This is a genomic window from Pseudoxanthomonas sp. SE1 (assembly GCF_029542205.1).
Taxonomy (GTDB): domain Bacteria; phylum Pseudomonadota; class Gammaproteobacteria; order Xanthomonadales; family Xanthomonadaceae; genus Pseudoxanthomonas_A.
Genome location: NZ_CP113783.1, coordinates 2,723,432 through 2,743,332, shown reverse-complemented (window position 1 = coordinate 2,743,332; position 19,901 = coordinate 2,723,432). Strand labels below are relative to the sequence as shown.

The window sequence follows — 19,901 nt, the reverse complement described above, 5'->3', positions numbered from 1 at the left end:
GGTGTTGCGCGGCTCAGGCGTCCTGGGCCGCACTGAATCCGACCCTGCAGCCGAAGCCCCGGCCGGAGATGCCGTCACCGACCGTGATCGTCGCCTCGTGCGCGCGCGCAATGCGCTGGACCAGCGAAAGGCCGATGCCGCTGCCACGTTCGCCATTGCCCTGGCTGCCACGGAAGAAGCGCTCGAAGATGCGTTCGCGCTCGTCCGGGTGGACGCCGGGACCGTTGTCGCGAACCGTCAGCCAGGCGCTCGTGCCATCGGGGTCCGTGCCGCAAGCGATTTCGATGCGGGTACCTTCGCCGCTGTAGCGCACCGCGTTGTCCAGCAGGTTGCGGGCGAGGATGCCGAGATCGTCCAGGTCGCCCTGGACGCTGGCCGGCTCGGCGTGGATCGCGAGGGTCTGCTGGCGCCGCGACGCCATCGATTCGAACTCGCGCGCCACCATCGTCACCACATCGGGCAGTGCGACGATGGGACGGTCTTCGCGCAGGGGCGACGCATCCACGCGTGCAGAGTCGAGCAACTGCTGCGCAAGCCGCGAGGTGCGCTGGATGCCCTGCGCCAACTGCTCCAGCGCCGCATGCGCGTCGGCCTGGGTACCGGCGCGCAGCGCGACCTGGGTCTGCGTGAGCAGCGCCGCGAGTGGCGTACGAAGTTCGTGCGCAGCGTCTGCAAGGAACTGTCTCTCGCCCCGCATGGCGTGGGACAGGCGTTCGAGCAGGAGGTTGAACGAATCCACCAGCGGCCGGATCTCGCGCGGCATGCCCGCAGATGGCAGCGGGGCGAGATCGTGCGCATCGCGTTGCGCCATGTCCCGGCGCAGGCGGTTCATCGGCCTCAGGCTCCAGTGGATCGCCAGGCCTACCGTCATGGCCAATATGAGCAGGATGCCGATTCCGCTCCAAAGACTGATCTTCACCCAGTGGGCCAGTTCCGCGCGCATGGCGGACTGCGCCATGCCGGCCTGCACCTGGATGCGGCCGCTGGCATCGGAGACGGCATAGACGCGCCATGGTTCGCCGCCCACCTGGCTGATCACGAAGCCGGGTTCGAAATCGGGACGCAGCGGCTCGGTCGGTGCGCCGGCCGACAGCACGACAGGATGTTGACGGCCGAGGATCCACACCTGGTAACGCAGGGTTTCGAATTTCCTGTAGGTGGAGCGGGCACGCGTGGGCAACTGGAGTCGGGGCCCTTCGCTCAGTGCATCGAGGTTGGCCGGCATCGACAGCAGGATCTGCTCGCCGACCTCCTGCAGGAAATGGTCTTCGTGCCCCTTCTGCTGCCGCGTCATCTGGAAGTGCTGTCCTCCCAGCCAGCACGCCCACCCCACTGCCAGGGGCGTCATCACGGCCAGCAACAGTTTGGCCTTCAGCGAATGGTGGCTCATTCGCCTTCTCCCAGCCGGTAGCCGAAACCGTGCACGGTGGCGATGACGCCGTCGCCGAGCTTCTTGCGCAACTGGTGGATGTAGACCGCGATGGTGTTGCTCTCGATCGCCCCGTCGCCGCCATAGACCAGCGACTCCAGCGTTTCTCGCGCGATCACGCGGCCGGGACGTTCCATCAGCGCCAGCAGGGTGCGGTATTCGTGCACGCCGAGCTTGATGGGGCGGTCGTTCTGGCGGACCGAGCGATCCGCCGGGTCCAGCACGATGTCGCCGTGGCGCAGCACCGGTGCGACGCGCCCTTGTGTCCGCCGCACTACGGCACGCAGGCGTGCGCCGAGTTCGCCGGTTTCGAAGGGTTTGACGATGTAGTCGTCGGCACCGGCGTCCAGGCCGCGGACACGATCGCTCAACTGGTCGCGGGCCGTGATGATGAGGACCGGAGTGGTGTCGTAGCGCTGGCGCAACGCAGCCAGCACATCCAGCCCGGACCCGCGAGGCAGGCCAAGGTCCAGCAGGACCGCCGTGTAGCCGTGCTCGACCAGCGCGAGCCGAGCCGCAGGCGCATCTTCGGCACGATCGATGGACCAGCCATCCTGTGCCAATGCGGCGGCCAGTGCGTCGCCGAGCATGCGATCGTCTTCAACCAGGAGCAGGCGCGACACGGGCGACCCTTGGGGATGGCGGGGGCTCCATGCTAGGTCGAAGCGATTAAACAGTCTTTAATAGGCCCGTGGCACCGCCAGCTGAAACACAAAACCCCGCCGGAGCGGGGTCTTGAGTCGATTCACCGGCCATGGTTCTCAACCCGTGGCCCTGTGCCGGATGGCGCTCCCTAGGGGACTCGAACCCCTGTTTTAGCCTTGAGAGGGCCACGTCCTAACCTCTAGACGAAGGGAGCGTTTTTGGTGAAACCGGCTCAGCGGATTAGTATAGGCGGCGACCCGGTCCAGGGCAATCATCCTGGCTACCGCGCGACCCACCAGCATGGAACCGCCACTATCACGCCGCTCACCGCTCTGCGAACTATTCCCCGCGACCAGCACACCATCTCGCGCAAGGACATCAGCCCGAACGCGCTGCGCGTGCTCTACCGGCTGCGGGATGCCGGTTTCCAGGCCTATCTGGTCGGTGGCGCGGTGCGTGACCTGCTGGTGGGAGGGCACCCCAAGGATTTCGACGTGGCCACCGACGCCACGCCGGAACAGGTACGCCAGCAGTTCCGCAATTGCCGCCTGATCGGGCGCCGCTTCCGCCTGGCGCATGTGGTGTTCGGTCGCGAGATCATCGAGGTCGCCACGTTCCGCGCCAACGTCGACGACGGCAGCGGCGACCGCGAGATGGACAACGGCCGCCTCGTCCGCGACAACGTGTACGGCACCGTGGAAGACGATGCGGTGCGCCGCGACTTCACCGCCAACGCGTTGTACTACGCCATCGACGACTTCTCCGTGCGCGACTACGTGGGTGGTTTCGAGGACGTGATGGCGCGTCGCCTGAAACTGATCGGCGAGCCGGAACTCCGCTACCAGGAAGACCCGGTGCGCATGCTGCGCGCGGTCAGGCTGGCGGCGAAGCTCGATTTCGAGATCGACGCGGCCACCGCCGAACCGATCGGCCGCCTGGCGCCCCTGCTTTCGGAAGCCGCGCCCGCCCGCCTGTTCGAGGAAATCCTGAAGCTGTTCCTGTCCGGCCATGCGGTCGCCAGTTTCGAGGGGCTCGAGCGCTTCGGTTTGCTGAAGGTGCTCTTCCCCGAGACCGCCGCAGCGCTGGCGTCCAACCGCAGCGGCGCGTTGCGCCGGATGGTGATGGCGGGGCTGGCGGGAACCGACCAGCGCGTCGCCAACGACGAACCCGTATCGCCGGCCTTCCTGTTCGCGTTGCTGCTCTGGCCGGCGTACTGCCGTGCCCTGATGGGGCTGCAGGCCCAGGGCGTGCATGCCGAAGAAGCCCAGCGCCGCGCCGCCGACCGCGTCACGCTGCACCAGTTGAAGACCGTGGCGCTGCCTCGCCGTTTCTCGTTGCCCATGCAGGAAATCTGGTTGCTGCAGACCCGCTTCGGCAACCGGCAGCGCAAGCGCGTCACGCGACTGCTGTCGCATCCGCGTTTCCGCGCGGCGTTCGACTTCCTGGCGTTGAGGCTCGCGGCATCGCCGGAACATGCAGAGGACGTCGCGTTCTGGCGTGATGCACAGACGCAGTCCGGCGAAGAACTCGCGGCGGCCCTCGGCGTCGCGGTGCCGGAGGAGGCCTTGGGCGAAGAGGGGGGGCCGGCATCCAGGCGTCGCCGTCGCCGCCGTTCCCGCAGCACGGCCTCGTCGCCCGAATGAAGACGAGCGTCCAGGCCTGCATCGGCCTGGGAGCCAATCTCGGCGATGCCGAAGGCACGCTACGGCGGGCGGTGATCGCGCTCGGGCAATGCAAAGAGGTCACGGTGCGGCGGATGTCGCGCTGTTACCGCACGCCCGCGTGGGGCAGGGAAGACCAGCCCGACTTCATCAACGCGGCCGTGTTGCTGGAGACGAGCCTGTCGCCGCGCGCGCTGCTCGATCTTCTGCTGGCGATGGAAGCCGGTTTCGGTCGTCATCGGATCGATGGCGAGCGCTGGGGCCCGCGTACGCTGGACCTGGACCTGCTGCTCTACGGTGATGCGATGATCGACGAGCCCGGCCTGCGCGTGCCGCACCCGCATCTGCACGAGCGCGCGTTCGCGCTGGTCCCGTTGCTGGAGGTCATGCCGGATGCCCGTATCCCGGGTTACGGCGACGCGCGGGACGCTGTGTCCGTGCTGGAAATGTCCAACATCCATCCCTTATGAGTGGATAATGCGGGGCTATGAGCACGCACGCAGACAACAAGCCCTGGACCGTTCCCGCCCTCGCCGACGCCAAGCGCGAGGGCCGCAAGCTGGTGATGCTGACCGCCTACGACAACAGCTTCGCCCGGGTCATGGATGCCAATGGCGTGGACCTGGTGTTGATCGGCGATTCACTGGGCATGGTGGTGCAGGGTCATGACTCCACGCTCCCGGTGACGGTGGACGACATCGTCTACCACACCCGCGTGGTGGCGCGTGGATTGACCCGCGCGCTGCTGGTGTCGGACCTGCCGTTCCAGTCCGATGCCACCCCCGAGCGCGCGCTCGACGCGGCGACCGCATTGCTGCAGGCGGGTGCCGAGATGGTCAAGCTGGAAGGCGCGGGGCACAAGCTCGACGTCATCCGTTTCCTGGTCGAGCGCGACATTCCGGTCTGCGCGCACCTGGGGCTCACGCCGCAGTCGGTGCTGAAGTTCGGTGGTTATCGCGTGCAGGGTCGCGGTGACGCGGCGGCCGCGCAGTTGCGCGACGATGCGCGCGCGGTGGCGGAGGCAGGGGCGCAGATGCTGGTGCTCGAATGCGTGCCGTCGTCGCTGGCGACTGCGATCACGGCGGATATCGCCATTCCCACCATCGGCATCGGCGCGGGCCCCGGCTGCGACGGGCAGGTGCTGGTGCTGCACGATTTCCTCGGCCTGGACACGGGCCACCGGCGTCCGAAGTTCGTCAAGGATTTCCTCGTCGAAGGCGGCTCGGTGGCGGGCGCGGTCCGTGCCTATGCCGACGCAGTGCGCAGCGGGGCGTTCCCCGACGACGCCCACTCCTACTGACCGCGCTGCGCGCACCGATACGCCACAGGGGCCACGATGATCGAGACCATTACCGAACTTGACGCGTTGCGCGCACGCGTCAGGGAGTGGAAGCAGCAGGGCCTGCGGGTCGGCTTCGTGCCCACCATGGGCAACCTGCATGCCGGCCACTACTCGCTGGTGATGCTCGCGCGGCAGTACGCCGACCGCGTGGTGTCCAGCGTGTTCGTCAACCCGACCCAGTTCGGACCCAACGAGGACTTCACCCGGTACCCGCGCACGCCCGAAGCGGACATGAGCGGGCTCGAAGGCGCCGGCTGCGATGTCCTGTGGCTGCCGACGGTCGAGTCGATGTACCCGTTCGGGGTCGAACTGGCGGCCAAGGTGCACGTGCCCGGTGTCAGCAGCGTGCTGGAAGGCGCGCACCGGCCCGGTCACTTCGATGGTGTTTGTACGGTGGTCAGTCGCCTGTTCAACCAGGTGCTGCCCGACGTCGCCGCCTTCGGCAAGAAGGACTACCAGCAACTGGCGGTGATCCGGCAGATGGTCACAGACCTCGCGTTTCCCATGCAGATCCTGGCGGGCAGCATCGTGCGCGAGGCCGATGGCCTGGCGATGAGCTCGCGCAACCAGTACCTGTCCGCGGACGAACGGCCGCGCGCAGCGGAAATCCGCAGGACCCTGATCGCGATGCGTGAAGGCCTGCTGGCGGGGCAGTCCCGCCAGCAGGTCGAGTCCGACGCCGCGCGGCACCTTGCCGGCGTGGGCTATGCGGTCGACTACACCGTGGTCCGCCGTCACGACCTGAGCGAACCGCAGGACGGCGAACAGGGCGCGAAGGTCGCGTTGATCGCCGCGAAGCTGGGGCGTACGCGGCTGATCGACAACCTGGAATTCTGACGGCGCAGGCGATCCGGCGCCGCACGCGGTGTTGCACGGGCATGCACGCCATGGCGTGCACGAGCGGCTAAACTTCGCGTTCCCGTCCCCCATGCCGCCGACATGCACCTCAGCCTGCTCAAGACCAAGATCCACCGCGCCACCGTCACCCATTCCGAGCTGAACTACGAAGGCTCCATCGCCATCGACGGCCTGCTGCTGGACGCGACCGGCATCCGCGAGTTCGAGCAGGTACATATCTGGGACGTGACCAACGGCGCCCGCTTCTCGACGTACGCGATCCGTGCCGACGAGGGCAGCGGCATCATCTCGCTCAACGGCGGCGCCGCGCGCCACGTGCAGGTGGGGGACCTGGTGATCATCGCCGCGTTCGCGTCGATGAGCGAGGAGGAAGCCGACCGGTTCCAGCCCACGCTCGTCTACGTGGACGGCCAGAACCGCATCACCCACACCAACCGCAGCATCCCCAAGCAGGCTGCCTGACATGACCACCGGTTTCGATGCGCTGCAGTCCCACGCCACGCGCCTGCGTGGAGGCCCTCTGGGCGAGTTGCTGGCGCGCGAGCCCGATCGCGTTGCACAGCACGCCGTGCGCAATGGGCCGCTGTACTTCAACTTCGCACGCCAGTCCTACGATGCGCCGGCATGGCAGGCGCTGCTCGAGCAGGCGCGTGCCGCGGACCTGGCGGGCGCGTTCCGGCGCCTGTTCGACGGTGAGAAGGTCAATGTCACCGAAGGCCGCGCGGCGCTGCATACCGCCTTGCGCGGACAGCACACCGACGCGGTCGCCGCACGCGAGGCGCATGCGTCGGCAGTGGATGTCCGGCAACGCATGGCGGCACTGATCTCGCAACTCGAAGGCAGCGACGTGACCGACATCGTCAGCGTCGGCATAGGCGGTTCCGACCTGGGGCCGCGCCTGGTGGCCGATGCCCTGCGTGATCCATTGCCGGGCCGATTCCGCGTGCACTTCCTGTCCAATGTGGACGGCGCGGCCGCGCAGCGTACCCTTGCGCCGTTGGACCCGGCACGCACCGCGGCGGTGCTGATCTCCAAGACATTCGGCACGCAGGAGACGCTGCTCAACGGCACCATCCTGCGCGACTGGCTGGGCGGCAGCGAACGGCTCTACGCGGTCAGCGCGAATCCCGAGCGTGCGGCGGCGGCATTCGACATCGCGGCCGAGCGCGTGCTGCCGATGTGGGATTGGGTCGGCGGGCGCTATTCGCTGTGGTCGGCGGTCGGTCTGCCGATTGCGCTGGCCATCGGTTTCCCTCGTTTCGAGCAGTTGCTTGAAGGTGCGTCGTCGTTCGATGCGCACGTCATCGGCGCACCGCTGGCCGACAACATCGCGGTACGCCATGCGTTGACGGCCGTGTGGAACAGGAACGTGCTCGGCCATGCGGCGCAGGGCGTGATGACCTACGACCAGCGCCTGGCGCTGCTGCCGGCCTATCTGCAGCAGTTGGTGATGGAAAGCCTGGGCAAGTCGGTCAAGCTGGACGGCAGCCCGGTGGCCGTCGATACGGTGCCCGTGTGGTGGGGCGGCGCGGGCACGGATGTGCAGCACAGCTTCTTCCAGGCCTTGCACCAGGGCACGGGCATCGTGCCGCTGGATTTCGTCGGTACGGTCAACAGCGACGCGCCTTACGCGGAGAACCATCGCGCGCTGCTGTCCAACCTGCTGGCGCAGAGCGAGGCGCTCGCCAACGGCCAGCGCAGCGAAGATCCGCATCGCAGCTATGCCGGTGGCCGTCCGAGTACGCTGATCCTGCTGGATGCGCTGACGCCGCAGTCGCTGGGTGCATTGATCGCCATGTACGAACACAGCGTCTACGCGCAGTCAGTGTTGTGGGGCATAAATGCCTTCGACCAGTTCGGCGTGGAACTCGGCAAACAGCTGGCCAATGGGTTGCTGCCGGCATTGCGGGGCGAAGTCGAAGCGCAGGACCCGGTGACGCGCGCGTTGCTGGCGGAGATCGCCGCGCGCGGCTGAAGGCGCGCGCATCGCCGCATCCATTCTGTAGGCGCGACATGGGTCGCGACCGCACGAATGAAGCGCAGTCGACGACGGATCACGCGGATCACAGAGGACGTGGTCCCGCACGAGCGAGCTTCCGTGTCCGTTCGCATGATGCATGCCCCGCGTTCGCTTCGCTCGTGCGATCGCGACCCACGTTGCGCCTACCGGGAGTGATGCCTGTGCAGGGCCCATGCCACGTGTTCGCGCACGAGCGGGGAGGTATCTTCGCGTCGGCTTTCCAACGCGGCGAGTACGTCGGGCGTCGTCGGCGCATTGCCCAGCGCCACCGCGATGTTGCGCAGCCAGCGCTCATGCCCGCTGCGCCGGATCGCCGAGCCTTCGGTGCGGCGAAGGAACTCGTCCTCGTTCCACGCGAACAACTGCGGCAGGGTCGCCACGTCCAGATCGTTGCGCGCGCGGAAATCCGGTTCGTCGGTGCGCCTGGCGAACTTGTTCCACGGACACACCAACTGGCAGTCGTCGCAGCCGAAGATGCGGTTGCCGATCGCGGGCCGCAGGTCTTCCGGAATCGCGCCCTCGTGCTCGATGGTGAGGTAGGAAATGCAGCGGCGCGCATCTAGCCGGTACGGCGCGGTGATCGCCTGCGTCGGGCACACGTCGATGCAGCGCGTGCAGGTGCCGCAATGCGCCGAGGCGGGCGCATCGATCGGCAGCGGCAGGTCGACGTAGATCTCGCCGAGGAAGAACCACGAGCCGCCGTCCTTGTCGATCAGGCAGGTGTGCTTGCCGATCCAGCCGAGTCCCGCGTTGCGCGCCAATGCGCGCTCCAGCACCGGTGCCGAGTCCACGAACACCCGATGGCCGAACGCGCCGACTTCCTGCTGCAGGCGTTCGGCCAGCTTCTGCAGGCGGTTGCGCATCAGCTTGTGGTAGTCGCGGCCCAGCGCGTAACGCGCGACATAGGCGCGCGTGCCGTCCTGCAGCGTGTCCCAGGCGTCGTCACTGTCGTTCCGACCATAGTCGAGCCCCACGGAGATGACCCGCAACGTGCCGGGAATCAGTTCCTGTGGCCGTGCGCGCTTGTCGCCGTGGTGTGCCATCCACGCCATCGAGCCATACAGGCCCTGCGCCAGCCAGTCGCGCAGGTGGTGTTCGTCGTCGCCGAGTTCGATGCCCGCGATGCCGCAGCGCTGGAAGCCGAGTTCGCGCGCGAGGGCGCGCACGCGCAGCGCAAGCGCGTGCGAGTCTGGTGCGGGCGTCGTCGGGCCGGGCAGGGACATGCGGGAATTATAGGTGGCGGGAGCGCATTCACTTCCCCGCAACCCCGGCCAGTCCTAGAATCCGGCCATGTCCGGCACCTTGCCCCTTCATTCCACGCTCGCCGCGCGGGCATTGGACGAGCGCGCCACGCGTGCACTGGGGGATGATCCCTACGTGCTGATGCAGCGCGCCGGGCAGGCCGCTTGGCAGCATCTGCTGCTGCACTGGCCGGAGGCCCAGCGCATCGTCGTGGTCTGCGGCCCGGGCAGCAACGGCGGGGATGGCTACGTACTCGCACGACACGCACATCGCGCAGGCCGGCGCGTCGAGGTCGTGCACCTGCCGGCGCACGTGCCCGGCAACGCCGTCGCGCAGCGCGCGTGCACGGACTACGTGGCGGCCGGCGGGCACGTGACGTTGTTCGGCGGCACCTTGCCGAAGGCCGACATCGTGATCGACGCGCTGTTCGGCATCGGACTTTCGCGCGCACCGGATGCAGGCGTGCAGGCCGTGATCGATGCGATCAACATGCAGTCGGCGCCGGTGTTCGCGCTGGACGTGCCCAGTGGTGTGGACGCCGATCGAGGCAGCGCTCCCGGGGTGGCGGTGGTGGCGACGCGCACGTTGCAGTTCATCGCGCGACATGCGGGCCTGCATACAGGGGATGCGCTGGAATACACCGGCGTACTCGCGCTGGATGACCTCGGCCTGCCTGCCGACACGCATGACGGCGTGCAGGCGCAATCGTCGCTGTTGCAGCAGGAAGCGCTGGCACGCTGGTTGCTGCCACGCCGTCGCAACACGCACAAGGGAGAGTCCGGGCACGTGCTGTGCATCGGAGGAGATGAGGGCAGCGGCGGCGCGGTTGCCTTGTGCGCGGAAGCCGCGCTGCGCGCAGGCGCTGGCCTGGTGAGCGTGGCGACGCGCGCGGCGCACGTCGCGGCACTGCTGTCGCGCAGGCCAGAGGCGATGGTGCGGGCGGTAGAGTCGACGAGCGACCTGATGCCGTTGCTGGCGCGCTCGGATGTTGTCGCCATCGGGCCCGGACTTGGGCGGCACGACTGGGGGCAAGCCCTGTTCCAGTATGCCGTGCGCAGTGCGAAGCCGCTGGTGCTCGATGCGGACGCACTCAATCTGCTGGTCGACATGCCGCAATCGCTGGAAGACGCGATCCTGACGCCGCATCCGGGCGAAGCCGCGAGGTTGCTCGGCTGCAAGACGACGGACGTGCAGCGGGATCGATTCGGTGCTGCGGCAGCCATCGCGCAACGCCATGCATCCGTCGTGGTGCTGAAGGGCGCAGGCACCCTCGTTGCCGCGCCCGGCCAGGTGCCGCGGGTGATCGATGCAGGCAATCCCGGCATGGCGGTGGGTGGGATGGGCGATGTGCTCACGGGCATCATCGCGGCATTGCGTGCGCAGGGGCTGTCGGGGTTCGATGCGGCAAGTGCAGGCGCGTTGCTGCATGCGCTGGCCGGCGATGCGGCAGCGTGGGATGGCGAACGCGGCCTGCTGCCTGCGGATCTGTTTCCCCACGTACGGCGCTTGGCGAATCCCTGACGCGCAGGCAAGCGAACCGCCCGACGTGGGCAACCCCGTAGAATCCGGACATGCACATCCTTCTCGCCGACAGCGATGCCACCGAAGCGTTGGGCCATGCGCTTGCCCGCACCCGCCCGCAACCTGCCGTGGTGCACCTGCAGGGTGACCTGGGCGCGGGCAAATCGACCCTGGCACGCGCCCTGCTGCGTGAGCTGGGTGTAACCGGCGCGATACGCAGCCCGACCTACACGCTCGTCGAGCGCTACCCCCTGGAAGGTGGCGAAGCCTGGCATCTGGACCTCTACCGCATCGGCGATGCCGGTGAACTTGAATTCCTGGGCCTGGATGAAGGGGCTGCGGTGCTCTGGCTGGTGGAATGGCCCGAGCGTGGCATTGCGGCGCTGCCGCAGGCAGACCTGAAGGTGCTCCTGGATGTGGAGGGGAGGGGGCGTTCGGCGCGACTTGTCGCATCCTCACTGGCCGGTGAGCAGTGGTTGTCCCGGCTAGCCTCAGAGGGGCAGTTGCAGGCGCCATCTCTCCAGACTGGTTAGGAACATCTGGCAGGTCACGGATTATTAAGGGAAAACGCCTTGCATTCGTGACTCGATGGTGCTTGAATCCGCGGCATGATCCCGGGGATGCCCACCACCACCACCACCGCGTTGCGCCTTGCCCTCGCGGGCTTGCTGGCGTTGGCGCCTTGCGGGCTGCGCGCGGGTGAAGTCACCGCCGTCAGCCTGAGCCAGGGCAGTACCGGCACCCGGGCGGAAATCCAGCTCGCGGGCGCCGGGCAGTACAAGACCCTGACGCTGAAAGCACCGGACCGGCTGGTCGTCGACCTGCCGGCCTCCAAAGCGAAGGCCGGCCTGCGTCTGCCCGTGCCCGCAGGCGTCGTGCGTGCAGTCCGCACCGGCCAGCCCGATCCCACCACCCTGCGCATCGTGTTCGACCTGGCATCGCCGGTTGCCGCGCTGAAGCCCCGCATGGAGCAGGCGGGCGGAAGCTCGCGCCTGGTGATCGAATGGCCGGGCGATGGCGTGCCCGCATCCACGGCCCAGGCGCCGACGACCCCGCCCACGCAGGCAGCGACGGTGCCGACCACGGTCGCGTCGACTGCCGCATCGACTGCCTCGCCGCAGGCCGATGCCGCCCGCGCCACCGCGTTGCTGACCGCGCAGGTGGTGCAGGCCGGGAATGCGCCCGCGGTAGCCGTGCCGACGGCACCGGCACCGGCACAGACGACAGTGGGGAGCGCCGCCACGACGCCCTCGCCGCAGGCCATCCTCAATGGCCAGCCGACGCCGAATACCGCGCCGGCATCCACGGTGGGCGGCGAGCGTCCTGCCTATACCATCGCCACCGGTCAGCCGGCCCCTGTGCCTGGCTCGACCGTCACGCCGGCGACCGGAACGGCACCCGCGCCGGAGGCTCCGAAGCCGTCCAGCAGCCTCATCGCCGGTACGCGACCGCTCGTGGTTGCGATCGACCCTGGTCACGGCGGCCAGGATCCGGGCGCGATCGGCCCCAGTGGCCGCTACGAGAAGCATGCAGTGCTGGCCATCTCCAAGGAGCTGGCCCGGCAGATCAATGCCACCCCGGGCATGAGGGCCTACCTGGTCCGTGATACCGACGTCTATGTGGAACGCCCGCAGCGCGCCCGCAAGGCGCGTGGTGCGAAGGCCGACATGTTCGTGTCGATCCATGCGGACGCTGCGGAGAACCGCAGCGCTTGGGGCTCGTCCGTCTACGTGCTCTCGTTGCGCGGTGCGTCGTCGCAGCACGCGCGCTGGCTGGCCGACAAGGAAAACGCCTCCGACCTGGTCGGCGGTGTGCGCCTGACCAAGGACACGTTGTCGAACGTGTTGCTGGATCTCGCCCAGAGCGGCCACATGAAGGCGTCGCAGGACGCGGCGGGGCACGTGCTGACCTCCCTGAAGGGGTTGGGCAAGACCCACAAGCCGCAGATCGAGTTCGCGAACTTCGAGGTGCTGCGCAATTCCGACATGCCGGCGATGCTGGTGGAAACAGGTTTCATCTCCAATCCGGACGAGGAGAAGCGCCTGTTCGACCCGGCCCACCAGCGCAAGGTGGCAAGCGCCGTGCTGGAGGGCATCCAGTCCTACTTCACCCGCCAGCCGCCACCGGGCACGTTGTTCGCCGCGCGTGCGCAGGCCGAGGCCGAGGCGCGCACCGTCGCCGCCGGCGGTGCGGCCGGCGCGCCCTGATCCCGCACGCGCTCGGCTATCATCACGTCTGATTCCCCGGGACGGCGCGCCAGCGCCGCCAGCACGTGCCGATCCGCCAGCTCCCCGATACCCTCATCAACCAGATCGCCGCCGGCGAAGTCGTCGAACGCCCCGCGTCCGTGGTCAAGGAACTGGTGGAGAACGCGCTCGATGCCGGCGCGCGCCGCGTCGACATCGACCTGGAAGAGGGCGGCGTCCGCCTGATCCGCATCCGCGACGACGGCGGCGGCATCGCGCCGGACGAACTGCCGTTGGCGGTGTCGCGCCACGCCACCAGCAAGATCGCTTCGCTCGACGATCTGGAAGCGGTGGCCACGCTCGGCTTCCGTGGCGAAGCCCTGCCGTCGATCGCATCGGTCAGCCGCTTCGCGCTGACGTCGCGGCGCGCGCAGGATGAGCACGGCGCATCGCTGCAGGTGGAAGGCGGCAAGGTCGGTGAAGTCGCGCCCAAGCCGCACGCGGTGGGTACCACGGTGGAAGTGCGCGAACTGTTCTACAACGTGCCGGCGCGGCGCAAGTTCCTGCGCGCCGAACGTACCGAAATGGGCCACATCGAAGAGTGGTTGCGGTCACTGGCGCTGGCGCGTCCCGACATTGAACTGCGCGTCTCGCACAACGGCCGTCCGTCGCGGCGCTACAAGGCCGACGAGCTCGAATCGCTCGCACGGCTGGGCGAAACGCTGGGAGAGGAGTTCGCACGCAACGCGCTGCGCGTGGACCATGCCGCCGCCGGCCTGCGCCTGCACGGCTGGATCGCGCAGCCCGGTTACTCACGGGCCAGCGCCGACCAGCAGTACGTTTACGTCAACGGACGTTCCGTGCGCGACCGCAACATCGCGCACGCGGTGAAGATGGCCTACCAGGATGTGCTGTTCCATGGTCGCCAACCTGCGTACGTGCTGTTCCTGGAGCTCGATCCCACGCGTGTGGACGTGAACGTCCATCCGGCCAAGCATGAAGTCCGCTTCCGCGACACGCGACTGATCCATGACTTCGTCTACCGCACGCTGCATGAAGCCCTGGCGGAGACACGTGCGGGCATGGTGCCGCAGGGTGCCAGTGCATCGCCGTTCGCATCGCACGCCGCTGCTGCTGCGCCCGCGCCTTCGGCGTGGATGCCTACGCAGCAGTCTCCGCTGGGCCTCAGCGTGGCCGAGGCACCGGCGGCATACGCGGCGCTCTATGCGTCCGCGCCTGCGGCTCGCCCGGATCTGCAAGCGGCATATTCCCCATCCTCCATGCCGGTGATGCCGGCAGACGACGCGAGGGGCATTCCACCACTGGGCTTTGCCATCGCGCAGTTGCATGGCATCTATATCCTGGCGGAGAACGCCGATGGCCTGATCGTGGTGGACATGCATGCCGCGCACGAACGCATCGGCTACGAAAAACTGAAGGATGCGCACGACAGCATCGGCCTGCGTACCCAGCCGCTGCTGGTGCCGCTGGTGCTGGCGGTGGCCGAGCGTGAGGCGGACGTGGCCGAGCGCGAGGCCTCCACGCTCGCTGCACTGGGGTTCGATGTCACCCGCAGCGGCCCGCAGTCGCTGAGCGTGCGCAGCATCCCGGCCCTGCTGTCCAATGCCGAGCCGGAGGCATTGCTGCGCGATGTGCTGGCCGACCTGCGCGAGCATGGCGAAAGCCGGCGCGTCGCGGCTGCGCGCGACGAACTGCTGGCAACGATGGCCTGCCACGGCGCCGTGCGCGCCAACCGGCGCCTCACGCTGCCTGAAATGAATGCCCTGCTGCGCGAGATGGAAATCACCGAGCGCTCCGGGCAATGCAACCATGGCCGTCCGACCTGGACGCGCTTTTCCTTGGGCGAGATCGACCGCTGGTTCCTGCGAGGACGCTGAAATGGGGAAGAACACGGGATGGCTGGGGATGGCCATGCTGCTGGGCCTGCTGGCCGCGTGTGGAGGGGATGGCGGGAAGGGGGCGACGACCGGCAAAGTGGTCGATGCCGGCTTCCTGGCCGACAACGCCACGTGGCGCGAGCAACGGAAGAACGAACTGGTGGCGCCGGATGGCTGGACCAGCCTGGTCGGCCTGCACTGGATCGAACTGAAATCGCACTTCCTCGGCAGTGGACCGGCCAGTGGCATCAAGCTCGCCGTGGGCCCGGCGAAGATGGGCATGTTGACGCAGCAGGAAGGGCGCATCTTCTTCACGCCCGAGCGCGGTGTCGACCTGACACTCGACGGCGAACCGCTGAAGGGGCGCGTGGAACTGCAGAGTGATCGCGATCCTTCGCCAAGCGCCGTCGGGTTCGATGAAGGCAAGGGCACGCTGTCGGTCATCGAACGCGGAGGGCGCCACGCGCTGCGCGTGAAGCATGCCGATGCCGAATCGCGCACGCAGTTCGTGGGACTGGATTACTGGCCCCTCCAGGAGGCGTGGCGCGTGGAGGGGCGTTACATCGCGCACCCACCAGGCAAGACACTGACCATCGTGGACGTGATCGGCGTGACCAACGAGTCACCGAATCCAGGCGCGGTCGAGTTCGAGCGCGATGGCAAGATGTTCCGCCTCGAAGCGCTGGGTCCTCCCGAGGGACCGTTGTTCTTCGTGCTCGCCGATCGCACCAGTGGGCACGGCAGCTATCCCGCAGGCCGCTTCCTCGATGCGGAAGGACCGAGCAACGGCAAGGTGGTGCTGGACTTCAATCGCGCCTACAACCCGCCTTGCGCGTTCACGCCATACGCCACCTGTCCGCTGCCACCTGCGGAGAACCGCCTCGACCTGCTGGTCGACGCAGGTGAGAAGGCTTACGCGAAGCCCATCAAAGTGCTCTGAAAGGAAGGCTCCGATGCTGTTGCGCCAATCGCTGAAAACCTTCGTCCTGATCGGTGTGCTGGTCAGCACGTCCGTTCTCGCGGCAGATGTGCCCAAAGCGACGGGAGCGCCCGTACCGCTGATGTGGAAGGTCTCGGACAAGGACAATGCGGTGTACCTGCTCGGCTCGTTCCACCTGCTGCGGACCAGCGACTATCCGCTCTCCGCCGACATCGACGCCGCGTTTGCCGATGCCGAGCGACTGTTGTTCGAACTGTCGCCCGAGGAAATGCAGTCCCCGGCACTGCCGCAGTTGATGATGCAGGCCGCCATGCGTACCGATGGCAAGACGCTCCAGCAGGATCTGGATGAGGCGACATGGTCGCGCCTTGACGCCTGGGCCGGCGAGAACGGCATGCCGCTGGCCACGTTCAACAGTTTCGAGCCGTGGTTCGTCGCTCTTACCATCAGCATCGTCGAGATGACCAGGCAGGGGCTGGATCCGAAGTTGGGCCTGGACAACCACTTCATGGACAGGGCCAAGGCCGCCGGCAAGCCGACGGGCGGGCTGGAGCGCGCGCGGGAACAGATCGGTGTGCTGGACGGCATGGATGCCACCGAGCAGCGCCAGTTCATCACGGAAGCGCTGGAACAGGCCGACAAGGGGGCGGCGGAAACCGAGCGGCTGCACCAGGCCTGGCGTCGCGGCGATGCCGAAGGCCTGTGGACCCGCATGGCAGCCGACATGAAGCGCCAATACCCGCGCCTCTACCAGCGCATCAATGTGGAGCGCAACGACGCATGGGTGCCGAAGATCCGGCAGATCCTCACCCAGCCCGGCGACGACGATGCGCTGGTCGTCGTGGGCGCCTTGCATCTGCTGGGCAAGGATGGGGTGGTGGAGAAATTGCGTGCGCAGGGTTATACGGTCGAGCGCGTGTGCTCGGCTTGCGCAAACGGCGATCGTTGATCGTTCTCGAACTCAGGGTGCCCGGACCGGCTCCATCACAATGCAGTCCACCGGGCATGCAGGCACGCAGAGTTCGCAGCCCGTGCACAGGGGGTCGATCACCACGTGCATATGTTTCGCGCCGCCGATGATGGCATCCACGGGGCAGGCCTGGATGCACTTCGTGCAGCCGATGCAGTCGGCTTCGACCACCACTGCGACGATGGCCGCCTTGTGCGTACCGCGCGTGCGGTCGTAGGGCAGGGGCGGTACTTCCAGCACCCTTGCGAGGGCCCGCGCGCCCTCATCGCCACCGGGCGGGCAATGGTCCACGCCTGCGTCGCCATGCGCCATTGCCTGCGCGTAAGGCAGGCAACCGTCGTACCCACACTGGCCGCATTGCGTCTGCGGCAATAGGCGGTCGAGGCGTTCGACGAGATCGGCGTTCATCGCCGTAGCGCGACCGCGCGGATCAGCGCACCGGCATGCCGGGCAGGGCGCCGGCATCCGCATCCAGCAGCGCCAGTGCGCCACCATCGAAGCCGGCCGACAGGATCATGCCCTCGCTGAGGCCGAAGCGCATCTTGCGCGGGGCCAGATTGGCGATGAACACCACGTTGCGCCCGATCAGCTTTTCCGGCTCGCCGTAGCTGGCGCGGATGCCGGAGAAGATCTGCCGCTGGCCCAGGTCGCCCGCGTCCAGCAGGAAGCGCAGCAGCTTGTCGGAACCGTCGACGAAACCGCATTCCAGCACCTTGCCGACGCGCAGGTCGAGCTTGGCGAAATCGTCGATGCCGATGACGCCGGTGGCGTCCTTCGCTTCCACGGGCGCAGCCGACTTCGCCTCGGCCTTCTTCTCGGGGGGGGCAGGTGCGGGTGCGGCGAGCGTGTCCTTGGATGCGTCGGTCATGGCGTCGATCAGTTTCGGGTCGATACGGGTGAACAGTGGCGAGTAGGGCTGGATGGTGTGGCCGAGCAGCGGCGCAGCCACGTCGCTCCACAGCACCACCGGCGCGCTCAGGAAGGCTTCCGCCTCCGCCGCCGTGCGCGGCAGGACGGGTTTCAGTGCGGCGGCCAGGATGCGGAACAGGTTCAGACCTTGCGTACAGATGGCCTGCAGTTGGGTGTCGGCGCCCTCCTGCTTGGCGATCACCCACGGCTTCTTTTCGTCGATGTATTTGTTGGCGTCGTCGGCCAGTGCCATGGTCAGGCGCAGCGCGGTGGCGGGTTCGTTGCGTTCATAGGCCTCGGTGATGGGGCCGAGCGCCTCGACGAAGCGCTGGTACATCGCCGGCTCGGGCAACACGTCCGCGAGCTTTCCCCCGAAGCGCTTGTCGATGAAGCCCGCGCAGCGGCTGGCCAGGTTGACGAACTTGCCCACCAGGTCCGCGTTCACGCGCGCGATGAAGTCGCCCAGATTCAGATCGAGATCATCCACGCCGCCCGAGGACTTGGCGGCGTAGTAGTAGCGCAGCGCCTCCGGCTCCAGGCCGACATCCAGGTAGGTGCGCGCCATGATGAAGGTGCCGCGCGACTTGGACATCTTCGCGCCATCCACGGTCAGGTAGCCGTTGACGTGCAGCCGCGTGGGTGCGCGCAGGCCGACACCGTGCAGCACGGCAGGCCAGAACAGGCCATGGAAGTTGACGATGTCCTTGCCGATGAAGTGGTGCAGTTCGGTGTCGGTGCCGGCTTTCAGGTATGGGTCGAAGTCCATGCCCAGGCGTGCGCACAGCGTGCGGAAGCTGCTCAGGTAGCCGATCGGGGCATCCAGCCACACGTAGAAGTACTTGCCGGGCGCGCCGGGGATCTCGAAGCCGAAGTAAGGCGCGTCGCGCGAGATGTCCCAGGCGCGCAGGCCGCCCTCCGCATCCAGCCATTCGCGCAGCTTGGCCTTGACGCCCGGCAGTGCCACGTCGCCGGCCAGCCATTCCCGCAGGAACGCCTCGAAGCGGCCCACCTCGAAGAAGTAGTGTTCGGAGTCGCGGATCTCGGGCGTGGCGCCCGACAGCACCGACTTCGGTTCCTTCAACTCGGTCGGCGCGTAGGTGGCCCCGCACACTTCGCAGTTGTCGCCATACTGGTCGGCCGAACCGCAGTTCGGGCAGATGCCCTTGATGTAACGGTCCGGCAGGAACATGCCCTTGGCCGGATCGTAGAACTGCGCGACGCTGCGGCGCGCGATGTGGCCGCCGGCCTCCAGACGCCCGTAGAACGCTTCCGTGAGCTCGCGGTTGGCGACCGAGTTGGTGGAGTCGTAGTGGTCGAACGCCACGCCGAAGGCGGCGAAGTCGCGTTCGTGTCCGGCCTGGATGCCGGCGATGAAGGCCTCGGGTGTGATGCCCGCCTTCTCCGCGGCCAGCATGATCGGCGTGCCGTGGGTGTCATCGGCACACACGAAGAACACCGTGTCGCCACGCATGCGCCGTGCCCGCACCCAGATGTCGCCCTGGATGTAGCCCACCAGGTGACCGAGGTGCAGCGGTCCGTTGGCGTAGGGCAGGGCGTTGGTGACGAGGGCGGTGCGGCTCATGACGGACTTCGCGACGGGGGGCCGCGATTATCGCATGGACCGAACGGCACCCTTTCCGCCCCTGCAATGCAGCGGGCCCGGCAATGACCGGGCCCGCGGGAACTCATGAAAAGCGTTTACTGGCGGATCCAGGTCTGCGACTTGCAGATGAAGGCGATGCAGCCCGACACCTCCAGCTTCTTGCCGCCGTCGATCAGTTCCATCTTCGACTTGTACACCTTGCCTTCGTCCGGCTTCAGGATCGTGCCGCCGCTCCATTCATTGGCACCGTCGGCCTTCATGCCGCGGATGATCTCCATGCCGGTGATCGGCTTGTTCTTGCGGTCGTCCTTGCACTTGTCGCAGACCGGATTCGGCTTGCTCGGGTTGAGCAGCTCGATGATCCGGCCGCTGAGCGTACCGTTGGCGGCACGGGTGATTTCCACGATGGACTTGGGCTTGCCGGTATCGCTGTCGATGGTCTTCCAGCGCCCGGTCGCATCGGCAGCGGCGGCCGACAGCGACAGACCAAGCAACGGAACGGCCAGCCAGGCGGCCAACAGGGTCTTGCGCATGTTCCCCTCCCAGGGATGTTGGTCAGGCCCGCCGGCGGTGGCCGGCGGGATGGCCTCTTTATACCGCATCCGGTGGGGTATGGAAGAAGGGTCGTGCTCGACTTGTTGCCGGAGGTTCCGCAAAAAAGCAGAGGCGGCTTTCGC

17 protein-coding genes, 1 tRNA gene and 1 pseudogene are annotated in these 19,901 nt (G+C 67.5%); 12 read left to right on the top strand and 7 right to left on the bottom strand.

Features of this window, described 5'->3' with window-relative positions; all coding sequences use genetic code 11:
* Window positions 1–13: 13 nt before the first annotated feature.
* From OY559_RS12950 to OY559_RS12940, 3 genes are all read right to left on the bottom strand, one after another.
* Entirely contained in the window at window positions 14–1,390 is a 1,377-nt protein-coding gene (locus OY559_RS12950; RefSeq protein WP_277726646.1) for an ATP-binding protein, read from the bottom strand.
* A complete protein-coding gene (locus OY559_RS12945; RefSeq protein ID WP_277730003.1) occupies window positions 1,387–2,019 on the bottom strand; it encodes a response regulator transcription factor in 633 nt (210 codons plus the stop codon). Before OY559_RS12945 ends, OY559_RS12950 begins: the two co-directional genes overlap by 4 nt.
* A gap of 194 nt (window positions 2,020–2,213) precedes the next feature.
* Window positions 2,214–2,288, bottom strand: a tRNA-Glu gene (locus OY559_RS12940).
* Between the two features lie 118 nt (window positions 2,289–2,406).
* Here OY559_RS12940 and pcnB point away from each other — a divergent pair.
* The 6 genes and pseudogenes from pcnB to pgi form a co-directional block, all read left to right on the top strand.
* Window positions 2,407–3,717: pseudogene (pcnB, locus tag OY559_RS12935) on the top strand (polynucleotide adenylyltransferase PcnB); the annotation flags it as partial.
* Window positions 3,714–4,205 carry a 2-amino-4-hydroxy-6-hydroxymethyldihydropteridine diphosphokinase gene (folK, locus tag OY559_RS12930; protein ID WP_277726645.1) on the top strand — a complete coding sequence of 164 codons (492 nt, stop codon included), beginning with the start codon at window positions 3,714–3,716 and terminating at the stop codon, window positions 4,203–4,205. The pseudogene pcnB and the gene folK, both read left to right, overlap by 4 nt.
* A gap of 17 nt (window positions 4,206–4,222) precedes the next feature.
* Window positions 4,223–5,035 carry a 3-methyl-2-oxobutanoate hydroxymethyltransferase gene (panB, locus tag OY559_RS12925; protein WP_277726644.1) on the top strand — a complete coding sequence of 271 codons (813 nt, stop codon included), beginning with the start codon at window positions 4,223–4,225 and terminating at the stop codon, window positions 5,033–5,035.
* 36 nt (window positions 5,036–5,071) lie between these two features.
* A complete protein-coding gene (gene panC / locus OY559_RS12920; protein ID WP_277726643.1) occupies window positions 5,072–5,914 on the top strand; it encodes a pantoate--beta-alanine ligase in 843 nt (280 codons plus the stop codon).
* Between the two features lie 102 nt (window positions 5,915–6,016).
* Entirely contained in the window at window positions 6,017–6,397 is a 381-nt protein-coding gene (gene panD, locus OY559_RS12915; protein WP_192201462.1) for an aspartate 1-decarboxylase, read from the top strand.
* A gap of 1 nt (window position 6,398) precedes the next feature.
* On the top strand, window positions 6,399–7,910 hold the full coding sequence (pgi, locus tag OY559_RS12910) for a glucose-6-phosphate isomerase (RefSeq protein ID WP_277726642.1): 1,512 nt from the start codon (window positions 6,399–6,401) through the stop codon (window positions 7,908–7,910).
* 188 nt (window positions 7,911–8,098) lie between these two features.
* On the opposite strand, the gene queG is transcribed toward pgi, so the two are convergent.
* Complete coding sequence (queG, locus tag OY559_RS12905) at window positions 8,099–9,178, bottom strand: tRNA epoxyqueuosine(34) reductase QueG (RefSeq protein ID WP_277726641.1); 1,080 nt, start codon at window positions 9,176–9,178, stop codon at window positions 8,099–8,101.
* Window positions 9,179–9,245: 67 nt separating this feature from the next.
* Between queG and OY559_RS12900 the strand changes: the two genes are divergently transcribed.
* From OY559_RS12900 to OY559_RS12875, 6 genes are all read left to right on the top strand, one after another.
* Complete coding sequence (locus OY559_RS12900; RefSeq protein WP_277726640.1) at window positions 9,246–10,718, top strand: NAD(P)H-hydrate dehydratase; 1,473 nt, start codon at window positions 9,246–9,248, stop codon at window positions 10,716–10,718.
* Window positions 10,719–10,768: 50 nt separating this feature from the next.
* Window positions 10,769–11,251, top strand: coding sequence for a tRNA (adenosine(37)-N6)-threonylcarbamoyltransferase complex ATPase subunit type 1 TsaE (gene tsaE / locus OY559_RS12895; RefSeq protein WP_277726639.1), 483 nt, complete (start codon window positions 10,769–10,771; stop codon window positions 11,249–11,251).
* Window positions 11,252–11,338: 87 nt separating this feature from the next.
* Complete coding sequence (locus OY559_RS12890) at window positions 11,339–12,925, top strand: N-acetylmuramoyl-L-alanine amidase (protein ID WP_277726638.1); 1,587 nt, start codon at window positions 11,339–11,341, stop codon at window positions 12,923–12,925.
* Window positions 12,926–12,990: 65 nt separating this feature from the next.
* Window positions 12,991–14,802 (top strand): DNA mismatch repair endonuclease MutL, encoded by a 1,812-nt coding sequence (gene mutL, locus OY559_RS12885; protein ID WP_277726637.1) that lies wholly within the window; start codon window positions 12,991–12,993, stop codon window positions 14,800–14,802.
* Window positions 14,803–14,836: 34 nt separating this feature from the next.
* Entirely contained in the window at window positions 14,837–15,742 is a 906-nt protein-coding gene (locus tag OY559_RS12880; RefSeq protein ID WP_277730002.1) for a DUF1684 domain-containing protein, read from the top strand.
* A gap of 13 nt (window positions 15,743–15,755) precedes the next feature.
* A complete protein-coding gene (locus OY559_RS12875) occupies window positions 15,756–16,691 on the top strand; it encodes a TraB/GumN family protein (protein ID WP_277726636.1) in 936 nt (311 codons plus the stop codon).
* Window positions 16,692–16,703: 12 nt separating this feature from the next.
* On the opposite strand, the gene rnfB is transcribed toward OY559_RS12875, so the two are convergent.
* The 3 genes from rnfB to OY559_RS12860 form a co-directional block, all read right to left on the bottom strand.
* A complete protein-coding gene (rnfB, locus tag OY559_RS12870) occupies window positions 16,704–17,120 on the bottom strand; it encodes an Rnf electron transport complex subunit RnfB (protein ID WP_277726635.1) in 417 nt (138 codons plus the stop codon).
* Between the two features lie 22 nt (window positions 17,121–17,142).
* Complete coding sequence (gene metG / locus OY559_RS12865) at window positions 17,143–19,203, bottom strand: methionine--tRNA ligase (RefSeq protein ID WP_277726634.1); 2,061 nt, start codon at window positions 19,201–19,203, stop codon at window positions 17,143–17,145.
* A 116-nt stretch (window positions 19,204–19,319) separates the two neighbouring features.
* The gene (locus OY559_RS12860; RefSeq protein ID WP_277726633.1) at window positions 19,320–19,757 is read right to left on the bottom strand and encodes a DUF2147 domain-containing protein; all 438 of its coding nucleotides are present in this window, start codon (window positions 19,755–19,757) and stop codon (window positions 19,320–19,322) included.
* Between the last annotated feature and the right edge of the window lie 144 nt (window positions 19,758–19,901).

Excerpts from the sequence above, each read along its gene's own strand:
- OY559_RS12950 (WP_277726646.1), bottom strand. The coding sequence starts at position 1,390 with ATGAGCCACCATTCGCTGAAGGCCAAACTGTTGCTGGCCGTGATGACG.
- OY559_RS12945 (WP_277730003.1), bottom strand. The coding sequence starts at position 2,019 with ATGCTCGGCGACGCACTGGCCGCCGCATTGGCACAGGATGGCTGGTCC.
- folK (WP_277726645.1), top strand. The coding sequence starts at position 3,714 with ATGAAGACGAGCGTCCAGGCCTGCATCGGCCTGGGAGCCAATCTCGGC.
- panB (WP_277726644.1), top strand. The coding sequence starts at position 4,223 with ATGAGCACGCACGCAGACAACAAGCCCTGGACCGTTCCCGCCCTCGCC.
- panC (WP_277726643.1), top strand. The coding sequence starts at position 5,072 with ATGATCGAGACCATTACCGAACTTGACGCGTTGCGCGCACGCGTCAGG.
- panD (WP_192201462.1), top strand. The coding sequence starts at position 6,017 with ATGCACCTCAGCCTGCTCAAGACCAAGATCCACCGCGCCACCGTCACC.
- pgi (WP_277726642.1), top strand. The coding sequence starts at position 6,399 with ATGACCACCGGTTTCGATGCGCTGCAGTCCCACGCCACGCGCCTGCGT.
- queG (WP_277726641.1), bottom strand. The coding sequence starts at position 9,178 with ATGTCCCTGCCCGGCCCGACGACGCCCGCACCAGACTCGCACGCGCTT.
- OY559_RS12900 (WP_277726640.1), top strand. The coding sequence starts at position 9,246 with ATGTCCGGCACCTTGCCCCTTCATTCCACGCTCGCCGCGCGGGCATTG.
- tsaE (WP_277726639.1), top strand. The coding sequence starts at position 10,769 with ATGCACATCCTTCTCGCCGACAGCGATGCCACCGAAGCGTTGGGCCAT.
- OY559_RS12890 (WP_277726638.1), top strand. The coding sequence starts at position 11,339 with ATGCCCACCACCACCACCACCGCGTTGCGCCTTGCCCTCGCGGGCTTG.
- OY559_RS12880 (WP_277730002.1), top strand. The coding sequence starts at position 14,837 with ATGCTGCTGGGCCTGCTGGCCGCGTGTGGAGGGGATGGCGGGAAGGGG.
- OY559_RS12875 (WP_277726636.1), top strand. The coding sequence starts at position 15,756 with ATGCTGTTGCGCCAATCGCTGAAAACCTTCGTCCTGATCGGTGTGCTG.
- rnfB (WP_277726635.1), bottom strand. The coding sequence starts at position 17,120 with ATGAACGCCGATCTCGTCGAACGCCTCGACCGCCTATTGCCGCAGACG.
- metG (WP_277726634.1), bottom strand. The coding sequence starts at position 19,203 with ATGAGCCGCACCGCCCTCGTCACCAACGCCCTGCCCTACGCCAACGGA.
- OY559_RS12860 (WP_277726633.1), bottom strand. The coding sequence starts at position 19,757 with ATGCGCAAGACCCTGTTGGCCGCCTGGCTGGCCGTTCCGTTGCTTGGT.